The 15,061-nt window shown below is 71.8% G+C and carries 16 protein-coding genes; 7 read left to right on the top strand and 9 right to left on the bottom strand.

Annotated elements, in window-relative coordinates:
• Nucleotides 1-25: 25 nt before the first annotated feature.
• Nucleotides 26-1,789: a cell wall-binding repeat-containing protein gene (locus FY030_RS05940; RefSeq protein ID WP_158060703.1), complete on the top strand. Its 1,764-nt coding sequence runs from the start codon at nucleotides 26-28 to the stop codon at nucleotides 1,787-1,789.
• Nucleotides 1,790-1,869: 80 nt separating this feature from the next.
• Here the strand turns inward: FY030_RS05940 and FY030_RS05935 are convergent, their stop codons facing one another.
• Both FY030_RS05935 and FY030_RS05930 read right to left on the bottom strand, forming a co-directional pair.
• Entirely contained in the window at nucleotides 1,870-2,547 is a 678-nt protein-coding gene (locus FY030_RS05935) for an HAAS signaling domain-containing protein (RefSeq protein WP_158060702.1), read from the bottom strand.
• Nucleotides 2,544-2,882 carry a PadR family transcriptional regulator gene (locus FY030_RS05930; protein WP_158060701.1) on the bottom strand — a complete coding sequence of 113 codons (339 nt, stop codon included), beginning with the start codon at nucleotides 2,880-2,882 and terminating at the stop codon, nucleotides 2,544-2,546. The genes FY030_RS05935 and FY030_RS05930 overlap by 4 nt, the downstream gene beginning before the upstream one ends.
• Nucleotides 2,883-3,029: 147 nt before the next feature.
• Between FY030_RS05930 and FY030_RS05925 the strand changes: the two genes are divergently transcribed.
• The 3 genes from FY030_RS05925 to FY030_RS05915 all read left to right on the top strand — a co-directional run bounded on the left by FY030_RS05925 (nucleotide 3,030) and on the right by FY030_RS05915 (nucleotide 7,806).
• Nucleotides 3,030-5,507, top strand: a complete 2,478-nt coding sequence (locus FY030_RS05925; RefSeq protein WP_158060700.1) for a DNA gyrase/topoisomerase IV subunit A — start codon at nucleotides 3,030-3,032, stop codon at nucleotides 5,505-5,507.
• A gap of 101 nt (nucleotides 5,508-5,608) precedes the next feature.
• Nucleotides 5,609-6,061 carry a hypothetical protein gene (locus tag FY030_RS05920; RefSeq protein ID WP_158060699.1) on the top strand — a complete coding sequence of 151 codons (453 nt, stop codon included), beginning with the start codon at nucleotides 5,609-5,611 and terminating at the stop codon, nucleotides 6,059-6,061.
• The gene (locus FY030_RS05915; RefSeq protein ID WP_158060698.1) at nucleotides 6,058-7,806 is read left to right on the top strand and encodes a DUF5671 domain-containing protein; all 1,749 of its coding nucleotides are present in this window, start codon (nucleotides 6,058-6,060) and stop codon (nucleotides 7,804-7,806) included. Before FY030_RS05920 ends, FY030_RS05915 begins: the two co-directional genes overlap by 4 nt.
• Before the next feature lie 6 nt (nucleotides 7,807-7,812).
• On the opposite strand, the gene FY030_RS05910 is transcribed toward FY030_RS05915, so the two are convergent.
• From FY030_RS05910 to FY030_RS05905, 3 genes are all read right to left on the bottom strand, one after another.
• Nucleotides 7,813-8,601, bottom strand: coding sequence for a hypothetical protein (locus FY030_RS05910; protein WP_158060697.1), 789 nt, complete (start codon nucleotides 8,599-8,601; stop codon nucleotides 7,813-7,815).
• A 131-nt stretch (nucleotides 8,602-8,732) separates the two neighbouring features.
• Nucleotides 8,733-8,864 carry a hypothetical protein gene (locus FY030_RS17055; protein WP_272950546.1) on the bottom strand — a complete coding sequence of 44 codons (132 nt, stop codon included), beginning with the start codon at nucleotides 8,862-8,864 and terminating at the stop codon, nucleotides 8,733-8,735.
• A gap of 122 nt (nucleotides 8,865-8,986) precedes the next feature.
• Nucleotides 8,987-9,718 (bottom strand): YwaF family protein, encoded by a 732-nt coding sequence (locus FY030_RS05905; protein ID WP_192498741.1) that lies wholly within the window; start codon nucleotides 9,716-9,718, stop codon nucleotides 8,987-8,989.
• Nucleotides 9,719-9,816: 98 nt separating this feature from the next.
• Here FY030_RS05905 and FY030_RS05900 point away from each other — a divergent pair, with 98 nt between their 5' ends.
• Nucleotides 9,817-10,221 carry a YjbQ family protein gene (locus FY030_RS05900; RefSeq protein WP_158060695.1) on the top strand — a complete coding sequence of 135 codons (405 nt, stop codon included), beginning with the start codon at nucleotides 9,817-9,819 and terminating at the stop codon, nucleotides 10,219-10,221.
• Here the strand turns inward: FY030_RS05900 and FY030_RS05895 are convergent.
• Complete coding sequence (locus FY030_RS05895) at nucleotides 10,211-11,080, bottom strand: alpha/beta fold hydrolase (protein WP_238348576.1); 870 nt, start codon at nucleotides 11,078-11,080, stop codon at nucleotides 10,211-10,213. The two genes, FY030_RS05900 and FY030_RS05895, sit on opposite strands and share 11 nt — an antisense overlap.
• Nucleotides 11,081-11,142: 62 nt before the next feature.
• Here FY030_RS05895 and FY030_RS05890 point away from each other — a divergent pair, with 62 nt between their 5' ends.
• Together FY030_RS05890 and FY030_RS05885 are read left to right on the top strand one after the other, a co-directional pair.
• Nucleotides 11,143-11,970, top strand: a complete 828-nt coding sequence (locus FY030_RS05890) for a DUF72 domain-containing protein (protein WP_158060693.1) — start codon at nucleotides 11,143-11,145, stop codon at nucleotides 11,968-11,970.
• On the top strand, nucleotides 11,967-12,833 hold the full coding sequence (locus FY030_RS05885; protein ID WP_158060692.1) for an SDR family NAD(P)-dependent oxidoreductase: 867 nt from the start codon (nucleotides 11,967-11,969) through the stop codon (nucleotides 12,831-12,833). Before FY030_RS05890 ends, FY030_RS05885 begins: the two co-directional genes overlap by 4 nt.
• Here the strand turns inward: FY030_RS05885 and FY030_RS16320 are convergent.
• From FY030_RS16320 to FY030_RS05875, 3 genes are all read right to left on the bottom strand, one after another.
• Nucleotides 12,830-12,997 carry a hypothetical protein gene (locus tag FY030_RS16320; RefSeq protein ID WP_192498740.1) on the bottom strand — a complete coding sequence of 56 codons (168 nt, stop codon included), beginning with the start codon at nucleotides 12,995-12,997 and terminating at the stop codon, nucleotides 12,830-12,832. The genes FY030_RS05885 and FY030_RS16320 overlap by 4 nt on opposite strands.
• 67 nt (nucleotides 12,998-13,064) lie before the next feature.
• Nucleotides 13,065-13,502 (bottom strand): SRPBCC family protein, encoded by a 438-nt coding sequence (locus FY030_RS05880; protein ID WP_158060691.1) that lies wholly within the window; start codon nucleotides 13,500-13,502, stop codon nucleotides 13,065-13,067.
• 97 nt (nucleotides 13,503-13,599) lie between these two features.
• On the bottom strand, nucleotides 13,600-15,051 hold the full coding sequence (locus FY030_RS05875; RefSeq protein ID WP_158060690.1) for a phytoene desaturase family protein: 1,452 nt from the start codon (nucleotides 15,049-15,051) through the stop codon (nucleotides 13,600-13,602).
• Nucleotides 15,052-15,061: the final 10 nt, after the last annotated feature.

The raw sequence follows: 15,061 nt of genomic DNA, 5'->3' as shown, positions 1-15,061 counted from the left end.
AGGTGGGTGTCGAGAGGAACCCATCATGGAACGCAGCAGCACCCACCTCACCACCCGGCTAGTCGCCCGCCTCACCGCCGTGCTGGCCGGCGCTGCCCTCGCCGTGAGCCCTGCTCTTGTCCAGGCGCAGCCGACCCCGCCGGCCGAGCAGGCCGCCGTGCAGGAACCTGCGGGAGACCTGAGTTTCCGCGTCGAACGTCTCGAGGGAGGCGACCGCTACCGGACCGCGGCCCGGGTCAGTGCCCGCTTCTTCACCCCCAGGGTTCCGGTGGCCTACGTCGCCAGCGGCGTCAACTACCCCGACGCGCTCAGCGCCGGACCCGCCGCCGAGAGTCGCGGCGCCCCCGTGCTCTTCGTCCGCCCCGGCTCGGTGCCCGAGGCCACGGCCGCCGAGCTGCGCCGTCTGCAGCCCGGGCGGATCATCGTCGTCGGCGGAAGCTCCGCCGTGAACGACGGCGTCCTGACCGAGCTGCGCGCCCTGACCACCGGGACGGTCACCCGCCTCGCGGGGCCCGACCGTTATGGCACCTCGGTGCGCATCAGCCAGGACGCCTTCCCTGGCGGGGCGGACATCGTCTGGGTGGCCACCGGCCAGGCCTGGCCGGATGCCCTGGCCGCCGGGGCTGCGGCCGCCGTCCAGGACGGCCCGGTGCTGCTGACCGGACGCACCTCGGTGCCGTCCGCGGTCCGCGCCGAGATCGCCCGCCTCAAGCCCAGCCGGATCCTCGTCGCCGGTGCCGGCGGCGCCGTCTCTGACGCCGTCGTCCAGGACCTGCGCTCCCTCGCGCCCACCGAACGAATCTCCGGCACGGACCGGTATGCCACCTCGGTCGCGATCTCCCGACGGGTCTTCGGCACCAACCGGCCCGGTGTCCACGTCGCGACCGGCCACGCCTACCCCGACGCGCTCGCGGCCGTGCCGACGGCAGGGACCACCCGGGGCCCGGTGCTGCTCACCCGCCCGGGGTCGCTCCCGGGAGCCGTGGCCACCGAGCTGCGGCGCATCACCCCGCGTACGGCATACCTGCTCGGCGGGCGCGGGTCGATGAGCCTCGACATCGACCGTGCGGTGCAGCGCGAGCGCGGGATCTGCTGGGCCGGTCCGACCTACCCCGGCAACGAGAGCCAGAAGGTCCTGACCACCGTCCCGGGCACCACCGGCAAGAAGGTCGCCTTCACGCTGGACATGGGTGGACGGCTGGAGGGTGCCGAGCAAATCGTGGACTACCTGATCGCCAACCAGGTGTGCACCACCTTCTTCCCGACCAGCCTGTCGGCCGACTCCACGCAAGGCCGCAAGGTGATGGCCAAGATCGCCGCGCACCCCGAGCTGTTCGAGCTGGGCAACCACACGGTCCACCACTGCGACCTGGTCCGCGGCGGGGGCGGGTCCCCCACCGCGGCGCCGTGCAACCGGACCATGACCGACGCCTTCGTCCGTGCCGAGCTGGCCACCGCAGAGCCGGCGCTGGAGCGCCTGGCCAAGATGCCCATCCAGCCGCTCTGGCGCCCGCCGTATGGCGCTCACGACGCCCGGGTGCGCAGCCTGGCCGCCAGTGTCGGCTACCCCGTGACGGTCATGTGGGGACGCGACACCATCGACTGGGACCCGGCCACCACGGCCGCCCAGATCGTCAGCCGCACCACCTCACCGCTGCCGCCGTCGGGCACCATCGTGCTGGCCCACCTCGGCGGCTACAAGACCAGTGAGGCGCTGCCGCAGATCGTCTCGACCCTGCGGGGAGCCGGCTACACCCTGACGACGGTGTCGGACATGCGGGACGGCTGAGAACGCGCAGGTGTGGAAGGTGTCCGGAAATGGCCACCGGCCGGCGGCCATTCTCACAGGACACCTTCTGCGTCATCAGGTCACCGCTCCGCCGGCCGCGCCGCCCGACGGATCAGCCGCGCCAGCGTCCACACGTAGACCACGGCGTAAGTGATGGTCAGGGCCCACACGACCATGTTGAGGGGGGTCAGGCCGCCGTCGCCGCCGGTGCAGGTGACGACCACGGGAGGTGCTGCGCCCTCGTCCGGGTTGACCGCTGCCCCCTCGGACATGCAGACCTCGCTGGAGGTGGTCCAGGAAAGCCCCGCGAGGAGGATGAACGGCAAAGGGCCCAGGCCGAGCACGACCGCCCCCCACACCTTGTCGGCGACGTTCCAGCGGCGGGAAAGGACGAGCAGCACGAGGCCACCGACCCACAGCACGAGGTTGACGAGCGGCAGCCAGAAGAGCAAGCCGGCTCCGACCAGGCTCACCAACGCCCCAGCCTCGCGCCAGGGGCCGTCGGAGTCGGACCGGAGGCCAGGTCCGGACCCCGGCGTGACGCCCCCAGCCGCGTCCACCAGGACGGCGGGGTCACCGAGCCGGTCGAGCACGTCGCGCACCTCGCTCTCGGAAGGCTCGTCGGGCAGTGCCTCGGTGAGGTGTTCGCGGATCTGCAGCTGCAGCTCCCGACCCTCGGGTACCGGGAGGCGCGCGGCCTCAGCGTGCAGCCGGTCTAGGTAGTCCTGGACCAGCGGGTGGTCGAGTGCAGTCATCATCGGAGGTCCTTTCGCAGCAGGATCTGGTCCACGGAGGACCGGAAGTCGGTCCACGACCGGGTGAACTCGGCCAGCGCCGCCCGCCCCTGGTCGGTGAGCGCGTAGTAGCGCCGAGGCGGTCCGCTGGGCGACTCCTGCCAGGAGGTGCGCACCAGCTCCTCCTTGCGCAGGCGGCTGAGCAGCGGGTAGATCGTGCCCTCGCTGGCCAGCAGGCCAGTCTGGGAAAGCTCGGTGACGAGGTCGTAGCCGTAGCGTTCCTCGTCCCGCAGCAGGGCAAGCACACAATGCTCCAGAACCCCTCTGCGGAGCTGGGTCAGCGCCTGCGTCGATGCCATGCGTCACAAGGTACCTAGTCACTACCTTGTCGCGCAAGAGAGCCAGGAATCCTTGTGCCCTCGCGGTGCCTCCGCGGACCGGGACCGGGCACGACATACCCTGATCCGGACCCTCGCCCACACCACGTCCAGGAGCACCACCACCCCATGGCCCGCCGCACCCGCCGTCCCGACACCTCTGCGCCGGATCTCTTCGACGTCGAGGAGAGGATCGTCGAGGTCGACGTCCAGGACGAGATGGAGGGTGCCTTCCTGGAGTATGCCTACTCGGTCATCTACTCCCGCGCGCTGCCCGACGCCCGCGACGGCCTGAAGCCGGTGCAACGACGGATCCTCTACTCCATGCACGAGCTGGGCCTGCGGCCCGACCGTGCGCATGTGAAGTGCTCGCGGGTGGTCGGTGAGGTCATGGGTAAGTACCACCCGCACGGGGACACCGCGATCTATGACGCCATGGTGCGGATGGCCCAGCCGTTCACCATGCGGCTACCGCTCGTCGACGGGCACGGCAACTTCGGCTCTCTCGACGACGGACCGGCCGCCAGCCGCTACACCGAGGCCCGGATGGCGCCGGCGGCGCTGCTGATGACGGCCAGCCTGGACGAGGACACCGTCGACTTCGTCCCCAACTACGACGAACAGCTCACCCAGCCCGGGGTCCTGCCCGCGGCCTTCCCCAACCTGCTGGTCAACGGCGCGACCGGCATCGCGGTCGGCATGGCGACCAACATGCCGCCGCACAACCTGGTCGAGGTGATCGGGGCCGCCCGGCACCTCATCGCCCACCCCGAGGCGGACCTGGACGCCCTGATGCGCTTCGTGCCCGGCCCGGACCTGCCCCTGGGCGGGCGGATCGTCGGGCTGGACGGCATCCGCGAGGCCTACGAGACCGGGCGCGGCTCCTTCCGCACCCGCGCCAGCGCCCGGATCGAGAACGTCACCGCCCGCAAGAAGGGCATCGTGGTCACCGAGCTGCCCTACCTGGTGGGCGCCGAGAAGGTGATCGAGAAGGTCAAGCAGCTAGTGCAGTCCAAGAAGCTGCAGGGCATCTCCGACATCATCGACCTCACCGACCGCACCAAGGGTCTGCAGCTGGTCATCGAGATCAAGACCGGCTTCAACCCCGAGGCCGTGCTCGAGCAGCTCTACAAGCTCACCCCCATGGAGGAGTCCTTCGGGATCAACAACGTCGCGCTCGTCGACGGCCAGCCCCGCACGCTGGGCCTGAGGGAGCTGCTCCAGGTGTATGTCGACTTCCGCACCGACGTCGTGCGGCGCCGCACCGAGCACCGGCTGGGCAAGAAGAAGGACCGGCTGCACCTGGTCGAGGGCCTGCTGGTCGCGATCTTGGACATCGATGAGGTCATCCAGCTCATCCGCTCCTCCGACGACGCGCGGATCGCCAAGGAACGGCTGATCCAGGTCTTCGACCTCTCCCAGGTCCAGGCCGACTACATCCTTGAGCTGCAGCTGCGCCGCCTGACCAAGTTCTCGCGCATCGAGCTGGAGGCCGAGCGCGATGAGCTGCAGCGGGAGATCGAGCGGCTCGAGACCATCCTCGCCGACGAGCAGCTGCTGCTGCGGGTGGTCAGTGAGGAACTCGCCGAGCTGGCGGTTCAGCACGGCACCCCCCGGCGCACGGTGCTCCTGGAGTCGGCGGGCGGACCGGGTATGTCGTCCGCCGCCACCCTGGCCGCCGGCAAGACCCCGCTCGACCTCGAGGTCGCCGACGACGCGTGCTGGGTGCTGCTGTCCAGCACCGGCCTGGTGGCACGGACCACGACCGACGACGACCTCGGCACCGGGGGCCGGCGCAAGAAGCACGACCTCATCACCGCCACGGTCCGCACCACCGCACGAGGGGAGGTCGGCGTGGTCACCTCCGCGGGACGGGTGCTGCGGCTGTCGGTGCTGGAGCTGCCCACCCTGCCGCCGACCGCGGAGGCGCCCTCCCTGTCCGGCGGCGCGCCGCTGACCGCCTACCTCGACCTGCCGCCGGACGAGCGGGCGCTGACCCTGTGCACCCTCGACGGGCAAGGACCGGGACTCGCCCTGGGCACGCGTCAGGGCGTGGTCAAGCGGGTTAACCCGGACTACCCGGGCAATCGGTCGGAGTTCGAGGTGATCGGGCTCAAGGACGGCGACACTGTGGTGGGCGCGGTCGAACTGGCCACCGGCGAGGAGTCGCTGGTCTTCATCACCTCCGATGCCCAGCTCCTGCACTACTCCGCCGAGCTCGTGCGGCCCCAGGGCCGGGCCGGCAGCGGGGTGGCCGGCGTCAAGCTGGCTCCGGGCGCTACGGCGGTCTCCTTCACTGCCGTCGACCCCGAGGCCGAGAATGTGGTGGTCACCGTGGCCGGCTCCGCGGGTGCGCCACCCGGGACCGAGAACGGCTCGGTCAAGGTGACCGACATGTGGGCCTACCCGAGCAAGGGTCGGGCCACTGGCGGCGTGCGCTGCCACCGCTTCGTCCGCGGAGAGGACGCGCTCGTCCTGGCCTGGGCGGGGGCCGCTCCCGCGCGGGCTGCCTCCGGCAACGGTGTCGCGGTGGAGCTGCCCGAGACGGGCGACAAGCGGGACGGCTCGGGCACGCCCGCGCCGGCACCGATCGCTGCCCTCGGCTGACCCCGACCCTGCGCCGACCTGCGACGGTCTGCGCCTCGTCGCAGGACAACTCGCCCGGCGAGGCGCCGGTGCTTTCCCGTCCCCCATGGGAGCATGCAGGCATGTCCGACCGGGCCACCCGCATTCTCCTCGCAGCGGTCACGGGCCTGCTGCTGCTGGCGGCGGTCGCCGCCGTCCTGTCCGTGACCCGCCAAGGTCCGGAGTATGCCGAGGGCTCACCCGAGGCCACCGTGCAGTCCTACATCGTCGCAGCGGTCGCCAAGGACGGGGAGGAAGCCGTCCGCCACCTCGACCCGGCCGACGGGTGCACCGCCCGGCACGTCGAGCAGTCGCGGACCAGGCCAGGGTCCAGGGTGGTGCTCAGGGGCACGTCCACCGACGGCGACCGCGCGACGGTGCGCCTGGACGTCGTCAGCACCTCGGGCGGCCCGCTCAGCACCTCCGAGTGGACCAGCCAGGAGACCCTGGAGCTGCGGCAGGTGGAGGGCGAGTGGCTGGTCACCGGCACCCCCTGGCCGGTCCGCACCTGCCGCCCGGAGGTGAGCCGGCCATGATCCTGGGCCTGATCCCCTTGCTCCTCCTGGCGGCGGTCGTCGCGACCGCCGTCCTGGCCGTGCAGCGTCGCGGCGGGAGCCCCCAGCTCACCGGGAACTCGGTGCGGCAGTTCTTCCAGTACCTGATCCTGGCCGGCCTGCTCTTCGCCGCCGGATCCGGGCTGACCGGGCTGCTCGGTCGGCTCCTCGACGCCGCGGTGGACCCCGAGGCCGCCTTAGCCTGGGACGACAGCCTGCTGGCCCTGTACCTCACCTTCACCGTCATCGCCCTGCCGCTGTGGGGCGCCCTGGCCTGGTGGACCCGCCGCCGGCACCGCACGGACCCCAGGGAGGGACGGGCCGCGTTGTGGACGGCATACCTGACCCTCGTGCCCGTGGTCAGCCTCCTGGTGGTGCTCTCCGGTTGGCAGGCAACCGCTGTCTCACTCCTGCACGGCCCCTGGCGCCCGGGTGGGCTGGTGCAGGTGCTGGTGTGGCTGGCGATCTGGTGGCTGCACCGACGCTGGGGCCAGCTCAGCACGGCCCCCGGCCAGCTAGGTCTGGAGCGTCTCCTCGGCACCTTCATCACCTTGGTGGCCGCCGCGGCCGGCCTGGTCATCGTGGTGGGGGCCGCATTGCGGGAGCTGCTCGGCCTCACCGGCACCTCCATGATCCTGACGACGGTCCCAGAGATCCTGCAAGGGGTGGCCCTGCTCATCGGGGGCGGCGCATTCTGGGTGGTCTACTGGCTACGCGACCTGGCTCGAAAGCCCCGGGACACCGGATGGCTGGCCCTGGTGCTGCTCGCCGGGGTGGGGGCTTCCCTCGTCGCAGCCGTGACCGCCGGAAGCCTGCTGCTGTGGCGGTTGCTGATCTGGCTGGTCGGTGACCCAGACGCGATCTCGGCCCGGGAGCATTTCCTCACCGCACCTGCCCACCTGGCCACGATCATCGTGGGGATCCTCGTGTGGTGGTACCACCAGGAGGTGCTCGCGGCACGCCGTGCCGCGCCGCGCGACGAGGTGCGCCGGGTCTATGAGTACCTGCTGTCCACCGTTGGACTGGGGGCCGCCTCGGCGGGGGTAGTCATGGTGCTGGTCACGCTGGTCCAGGCTCTTTCCGCCGGCACCGACCTGGTCGTCGGTGGCTCCCCGGTCAACGCCTTGCTGGGTGCCCTCGTCCTGCTCGGGGTCGGCCTGCCCCTGTGGTGGTGGCACTGGCGCCTGGTCCAGCAGGCACGGGCGCAGGACCCGACCACCGAGGTCGCCTCCCCGACGCGACGGTTCTACCGGCTGGTGCTCTTCGGGCTCATGGGCCTGGCCGCGGTCATCGCCCTGCTCACCCTGGTCTACTTCCTCCTGGAGGACGGGCTGGCCGGCCAGCTGGACGCCGAGACGCTGCGCCGGACCCGGTTCGCCATCGGCGTCCTCGTCACCGCCTCGCTGCTCTCGGCCTACCACTGGACGGTCTTCCGCTCCGACCGGGGTCTGGTCCCCGAGGTGAGGACCGGCTCGTCCGCGGCCGAGGGCCAGGCGAGTGACAGGGGCGACCGTCGGGTGCTCCTCGTCGGTGCCGAGGGCCCGGACATCGTGGCCGAGCTGGCCCGGCGCACCGGCTCGCGGGCACAGCTGGTCGTCCGGGCCGACGACGGAGCCGCTCCGTGGTCGGTCGACGCCCTGGTCCAGGCGGTCGACGCCGCACCGGCCGGGGACCTGGTCGTGGTGGCCGGCACGGACGGGCTGCAGGTGCTGCCGGTCCGACGCTGAGCCCCGTCAGCGGTCTTCGCGCCCGCCGAGGGGGCCGTCGTCTTCGTCGCCGAGGTCGGCGTCGCCCGGCATCTCCAGACCGTCCGGCACGTCCTGGCCGTCCAGTGCCTGCTGCGGTGGCGGTTCAGGGACGTCGATCCGCCTGGGTCCGACCCCCTCAAGGTCCTCCAGGGTCATCCGGGCAGCGTCCACGTCCCCGGCGTCGGCCAGGACGCGCCTCAAGTCCTCCTCGGCGGTCAGGATGCGGACGTCCCGCTCGCCCTGTGCCGTCTGCAGGTTGCGGACGGCCGCCGCGCCGGCAGCTGCCAGCCGCCGGGCGCCCTCCAGCTGGGCGGGCGGCAGCTTGACCACGTCGGCCCAGGCGTCGTCGGTGATCGTCACGAAGACCTCGCGCTGGTCATCGCGCATGGGCTTCTCCTGGCCACCCTGCCGGGTGACCACCTGCCGGATCTCCCCCTCGACGTCGACCCGGAAAACGGTGGTAGGGCTGAGCTCGTGCACCTTCTTCCTCACCGTGACGGTGCAGGCGGCCAGGATCACGGGCCCCACCTTGGCGAGCACCGGGTCGCGACCGGCCTCGGTGAGCTCCTTGCGGGCCCGCCGGACGCGCTTGGCGTGGGCCTTCTCCGCCTTGTTCAGCCGCTCTCGAGCCTCCTCCAGGGCCTGCTGCCGGCGCTGGTCCGGGCCCGATTGCGCGATCAGGTCGGCGAGGGCGTCGCGGGCCCGGAGGACGAGGACGACGACCAGCGCCAGCAGCGCCACGAGCGCGGCCAGGAAGATCCACCGCCCCACCACATCACCACCTCCCGGTCGAGAGCCTACGCTGCCCGCCCGGCCACGCCGAGCTGGCAGTCTGGCACCGGACGGGCAAGTGCTGGCGCACCCAGCTGCGGCACGGCGGCCGGGCTACCGAGCGGCTGCAAAGCTCAGCGGCCAGACCGCCGCCGCCGGGCCTGGTCGATCGCCCGCTTGGTCGCCAGGTAACGCAGACCGAGGAACAACGGCACCCCAATCAGCAGCATCGCCACGACCGTCCAGAGGTTGTCCATCTCGCTCACCGCTCTCTCGTCCACCTCGACGTGACCATGCTAGGCGCTGCGCCGACGGACCTCTTGTGGCACCGGGGCGGGTCCGCCCACCGCAGACCCGACCGAGCAGACCCTGCCGGTGGTGAGGCGCCTCAGCGCGAAGACTCGCGGACCCAGAGCCGGGAGACGGCATACCCCGCCCCGAAGAGGCCGGCTGCACCCGCCGCAGCGGTCGCCAGGTAGCGACGGTGCGACAGTGAGCGCAGGACGGGTCGGTCCTGCAAGTAGAAGTAGTTGCCCCCGGTCCGCCGGTTCGTGCGGTCCGCGACGGCCAGGTAACCGAGGAAGGCCAGATAGGACCACCCCAGGCCACGCAGGTGGGGCCGCCACCCGTGCACTACCCCGGCGTACACCGGCAGCAGCAGCGTCAGGCTGTGGTTGACCACGAAGCTCCAGCCCATGACGTGGTCCCGGGGCTCGATGCCATAGGGATAGGCCAGGCTGCCGTAGGCGAACAGGCCGAGGTAGAAGGCCACCTGCATCGCCCAGTCCTCGCCGGTCAGCAGCCAGACCAGCCCCAGCAGCGTGCACAGCCGGCACACGTGCAGCGGGAGGGCAGCGGCCCACCGGTCGCCGCGAGCCAGGTGGACGCCATACATCACCAGCTGCTGCGCCACGCTCACCAGGACCAGGGTCCGGCGTACCAGCTCCTCTCGGCGCCGCGCCAGGTCGCGCGCCGACACCAGCAGCACCAGCAGGGTGAGGTAGAAGGCGAGGTAGGTGCGATGGTCGGGGCCACCGATGACCAACGGGTCCACCTCGTGCCGGAAGAAGTGCTGCACCGGGCAAGTATGCCGTCCACCCGGCGCGCTCACGTCACCCATCGCCGGTCTTTCGTTACGGTTGGGGCGTCCTGGACCGCCAGTGTCGGGGTGGTCGCCGTCCCTCGGCACCCACTCCCTACACATAAGGAGACTGCACCATGAGGAGCACCACGCTCAGCGTGCGAACGGGCGCCGAGGAGGTCGTGCACGACCTTTCCGGCGACTGCGCCGACTTCGTGCGCGGCCACGGCGACGGCCTGCTGCACGTCTTCGTCCCGCACGCCACCGCAGGGTTGGCGATCATCGAGACCGGCTCCGGCTCGGACGAGGACCTGTTGGCCGCCCTCGCCGACCTGCTGCCCGCCGACGACCGCTGGATCCATGCGCATGGCACACGCGGTCATGGTCGCTCGCACGTCATGCCGGCGTTCCTACCGCCCTACGCCACGGTGCCGGTGGAGGACGGCCGGCTGATGCTAGGCACCTGGCAGAGCATCTGCCTGGTCGACCTCAACGTGGACAACGCCGAGCGCTCGGTGCGCCTAGACCTCCTCAGCGGCTGATCGTCCCGCGCACCCGGGCAAGGATCTCCCGGGCCACCACCTCCGGGGCCCGCTCGGGCAGCCAGTGGCCGGCGTCGAGCTCGACGAACCGGTAGTCAGCCTCGACGTACGCTGCCGTCCGTTCCGCCGCGGACCGGCCCAGATAAACATCATGTCGGCCCCACACGAAGGTGGTCGGCACCCGCACCGCGGCCTGGGCCCAGCCGGGGTCCCCGCCCTCGAGATGGTGCCACCGGGCGCCGCGGAGGCGGGGCCGCAGCGGCGCGCGGTACCAGTTCAGCGGGCCCCGCGCGTCTTCCGGGCGCCGCAGCCGCGCGGCATACCTGCGCTGGTGCTCCGTCGGCACCCCCCGACGCACCATCCCGCCGCCCTGCACCGTCCGGACCAGCAGGCGCTCGGCCATCCAGGGCAGCTGGAAGCCCAGCATGTAGCTGCTGCGCCAGGCCTGGTCCGAGCGACCGGCGGCCCACCGCAGCGCGTGCGGGTGCGGGGTCGACAGCACGACGAGACTGGCCACCCGGTCGGGTCGGCGCTGGGCCAGCGCCCACGCGACGGCTCCGCCCCAGTCGTGGCCCACGACGTGCGCCCGTCGGATGCCGGCAGCATCGAGCAGGGCCACCACGTCGTCCATCAGCACGCCGACCCGGTATGCCGAGGCACGCCGGGGGCGGGCACCACGGGAGTAACCCCGCTGGTGGGGCGCCAGGGTGCGCAGGCCGTGCTCGTGCAGCAGCGGCGTCACCTCGTCATAGGCGCTCGCGTCCTGCGGAAAGCCGTGCAGGAGCACCACGGTCTCCCCGTCCCGGGGACCCCCGTCGAGAACCTCGAAGGTCAGTCCGTCGTGGGTGTAGGTCTGCACCTGCCCCACGGTAACGGCCGCCCCGCCGTGCGCACGGCGGACGGACCTCATACCGTCCAGGGGTGAGCAGGCATCCGGTCCACGTCGGCATCTCCGGCTGGCGCTACCCGCCCTGGCGGGGCGTCTTCTACCCCACGGGTCTGCCGCAGCGGCAGGAGCTGGAGTATGCCGCGCAGCGGATGGGCTCGGTGGAGATCAACGGCTCCTTCTACTCCCTGCAGCGGCCCAGCAGCTACAACGCCTGGTCGGCCGCGACGCCGGACGACTTCGTCTTCGCGGTCAAGGGGAGCCGCTTCATCACGCATATGAAGAAGCTGCGCGGCATCGACACCGCCCTGGCCAACTTCCTGGCCTCCGGCGTGCTGGCACTCGGCCCCAAGCTCGGCCCGGTCCTGTGGCAGCTGGCCCCCCGCCACCGCTACGACCGCGCCCAGCTGGAGGACTTCCTGCCGCGCCTGCCGCGCACCCACGGGCAGGCCGCGCAGGTCGCGGCCCGGCACGACGACCGGCTGCGGGAGCCCGCGCACCTGGAGGTAGTCGATCCCGACCGCCCGCTAGAGCATGTGCTGGAGGTCCGGCACCCCACTTTCGCCGACAACACCGAGCTGCTGGACCTGCTGCGGCACCACGGGGTCGGCATCGTCATCGCCGACGCGGCCGGTCTGTGGCCGTACTACGACGCGATCACCAGCCCGGTTGCCTACGTCCGGCTGCACGGCGACACCGAGCTCTACGTCAGCGGCTACGGCGAGGCCGCGCTGCAGGACTGGGCGGCGCGGATCCGGCGGTGGCGCCAGCAGGCGGACGTGTACGTCTACTTCGACAACGACACCAAGGTGCACGCGCCCCACGACGCGATGCGCCTGGCGCAGATCCTGGAGGACCCATGAGCCCGGTGACTTCCCTGGCCCGCCGGCTGGTGCCAGGACGTGCAGGTCGGGACGACCCGCAGGTGGTGCTCATCAGCGGCGGCGCCCGCGGGATCGGCGCCGCCCTGGCGCGGGCGCACCGGGCCCGCGGAGACACGGTTGTGGTGGCAGACCGGGACCCCCTGCACGACGACGACCTCGTCCTGGACGTGCGAGACCGGGACGCCTACCGGCGCCTGGCCCAGGAGGTCGTCGCCACCCACGGCCGAATCGACATCTTCTACAACAACGCGGGCATCGGGGTGGCCGGCGTCCAGGAGGAGATGACTCCCCAGCACTGGCAGGAGCAGATCGACGTCAATCTGCTCGGCGTGGTGCACGGCGTGGACGCTGTCTACCCGCTCGTGTGCCAGCAGGGCCACGGCCGGCTGGTGATCATGGCCTCGCTGGCCGGGCTCCTGCCGATCCCCGCGATGATTCCCTACTCCTCGGTGAAGTCGGCGGTGGTGACCCTGGGCCGGGCGCTGCGCGTGGAGGCCCGCCGGCACGGCGTGCAGGTCAACATCGTCTGCCCCGCCTTCGTCGCCACCCCGCTGCTGACCAACATCAACCCAGGCCTGCCGGCCACGGGGGCCAACGAGGTGGGCGTGCGCCTGGTCCGGCAGGTCCAGGGGGGCCCGATGGACCCCGACCGGCTCGCCGCCGTCGTGCTCAAGGCGCTGCCCAAGGACCCGGAGATGATTCTCGCACCCTGGCCGACGGCGCACCTGGCGGTGCTCGGCGAGCGGCTCGTCCCGGCTGTGGGTCGCCGAGTCAGCGGCCTCTTCCTGCGGCGTTACCTCCGGCTGACAGCTCAGGCGCAGGAGCAGAGCGGAGAGGGTTAGCGGCTGTCCTCGGGCCCCTCAGCCCCCTCGGCGGGGTCTCGCTGGTTCTCGCCGCCGCCGTGGTCCGGGTGCTGGGAGGTCAGCATCTCTGGGTCGGCGTCCGGGTCCTGCTCGGGGTCATACCCCTGGGTCGCGGTGTGCTCGTCGTCCGGTGTCTGGCTCATGGTCCCCACCGTTGCACCGGAGGCTCGCCTGCGCATCCGCAAGCCAGGGGTGAGCGTGGTGCGAGCCTCAGTCCGCCCGACCCTCGGCGAGGTAGGCCAGCCGGCGCAGGGTCTCCACGTTGCGCATCTTCAACGGAAGGTTGGCCAGCGGGTCCGGCATCTTGGCCAGGGGCCCGCTTGAGGGCACCTCGGTCATCGTCACCCGGCAGCCCTCGCCCTCGGGCTCGACATCGAGGATCACCGTGGCCTCTCCGACCGGCCAGATCCGGGCCTGCATCGCAGCCCGCCGCGGCGGGTCCCACTCCAGCACCGAGGTGGAGTCGTTGATCAGCGCCGGCCAGACCCCCACGGAGTGGTACAGCTTGGCCCCGACGGCGGGCCAGGCCTCGTCGACGTTGCGCATGCGCGTGGCGCCGACCACCCAGACCGGGAAGAGCCAGCCGTTGGCGAGCACCGCGAAGACGGCCTCCGGCGGCGCGGCGATGGACCTGGTGTTGACAGACATCTCGAGGGCTCCTGGGGTGTGGGTCGAACGGGGTATGTCGTGCAGAGTCGGGGTAGATCAGTCGGGGTAGATCAGTTGGGGTAGATCAACGGAAGGGTCAGGGAGACAGGTCCGGCTCGGTCGTGACGCCGAACTCGTGCCGCAGGGCCGAGAGCGCGGCGCGCCAACCGCATACCCCGTGCACACCGGGACCGGGCGGGGTGGCGGAGGAGCACAGGTAGAGGCCCTTCGCCGGGGTGCGCCACGGGTCGGTGGAGAGCACTGGCCGGGCCACGAGCTGGGTGACCCCCACGTGACCGACCGAGATGTCACCGCCCACGTAGTTGGGGTTGTGCTCTTCTAGCTCGGCTGCGGACCGGGAGGAGGAGGCTAGGACGACGTCGCGGAAGCCGGGGGCGAACTGCTCGATCCGCTGGGTGACCGCCTCCGTCGGGTCCACGGTCGAGCCGGACGGCACGTGGGTGTAGGCCCACAGCAGGTGCCGTCCCTCGGGGGCCCGGGATGGGTCGAAGGTGGCCGGCTGGGACACCAGCACGTACGGCCGCTCCGGGTGCCGCCCGGCGGCGACCGCGTTCTCGGCGGCCACCATCTGCCCGCGGGAGCCGCCGAGGTGGACGGTCCCGGCCCGCGCCAGCTCCGGGCTCTTCCACGGCACCGGCCCCGACAGGGCGTAGTCGACTTTGGCCGCCCCGCCGCCGTAGCGATAGCGGCGCAGGCGACGGGCATACCGGGCCGGCAGGGCATCACCGGCGATCTGCACCAGGGCCTTGGGGCTGGTGTCGAAAAGCACCGCCGAGGCGTCGCCCAGCTCGTCCAGGCTGCGGACCTGGTGGTCGGTAACGAACTCCACGCCGTGGGCCCGGGCATCATCGACGAGGGCGTCGGAGATCGCCTGGCTGCCGCCCACGGGGATGGGCCAGCCCTCGATGTGGGCCAGCGAGGCCAGGACCAGACCCGCCGCGGTCGGACCGGGAGCCGGCATCCGCTGGATCGGGTGACCCATCGCGCCGGTCAGCAGGGCCGGAGCCTGCTCGGTCTGCCAGCGGCGGTCCCACAGCGCGGTGCCCTGGTCCAGGACGCTCAGCCCCACCCGGGCCAGCCACAGGGGTGCCAGCGGTGGTCGCAGCGGAGAGTCCGAGGTGATCCGGCCAACCAGGTCGGGCCGGTTCACGAACGGCTCCAGCAGGGAGCGCCACGCCTTGGCGTCCGGGCCGAGCGCCTCGGCGGTGCGGTCCAGGTCGCGCCACGCCAGCACCACACGGTCCGCGTCGAGCCCGTGCCCGTAGGGGATCTCGGGGTTGATGAGCCGGATCCGGCTGCGCAGGCCGAAACGCTTGAAGAACGCCGACGCGTAGGCCATGGGGTGCACGGCCGAACAGGTGTCGTGGAGGAACCCGGGCTCGGTCAGCTCGGAGGTCCGAGATCCCCCACCCAGAGTCCCCGCCCGCTCGTACACCCGGACGGGAACTCCCGCCCGGGCCAGGGTCACGGCGGCGGCCAACCCGTTGGGTCCAGCGCCCACCACCACGGCCGTTGCGCTGCTAGTCATGGGCCCGAGT

Origin of the sequence: Ornithinimicrobium pratense, from assembly GCF_008843165.1 — a bacterium.
GTDB classification, from domain to species: Bacteria; Actinomycetota; Actinomycetes; order Actinomycetales; family Dermatophilaceae; genus Ornithinicoccus; species Ornithinicoccus pratensis.
The sequence above is the reverse complement of the archived record's forward strand: the minus strand, read 5'-3'. Positions and strand labels throughout refer to the sequence as shown.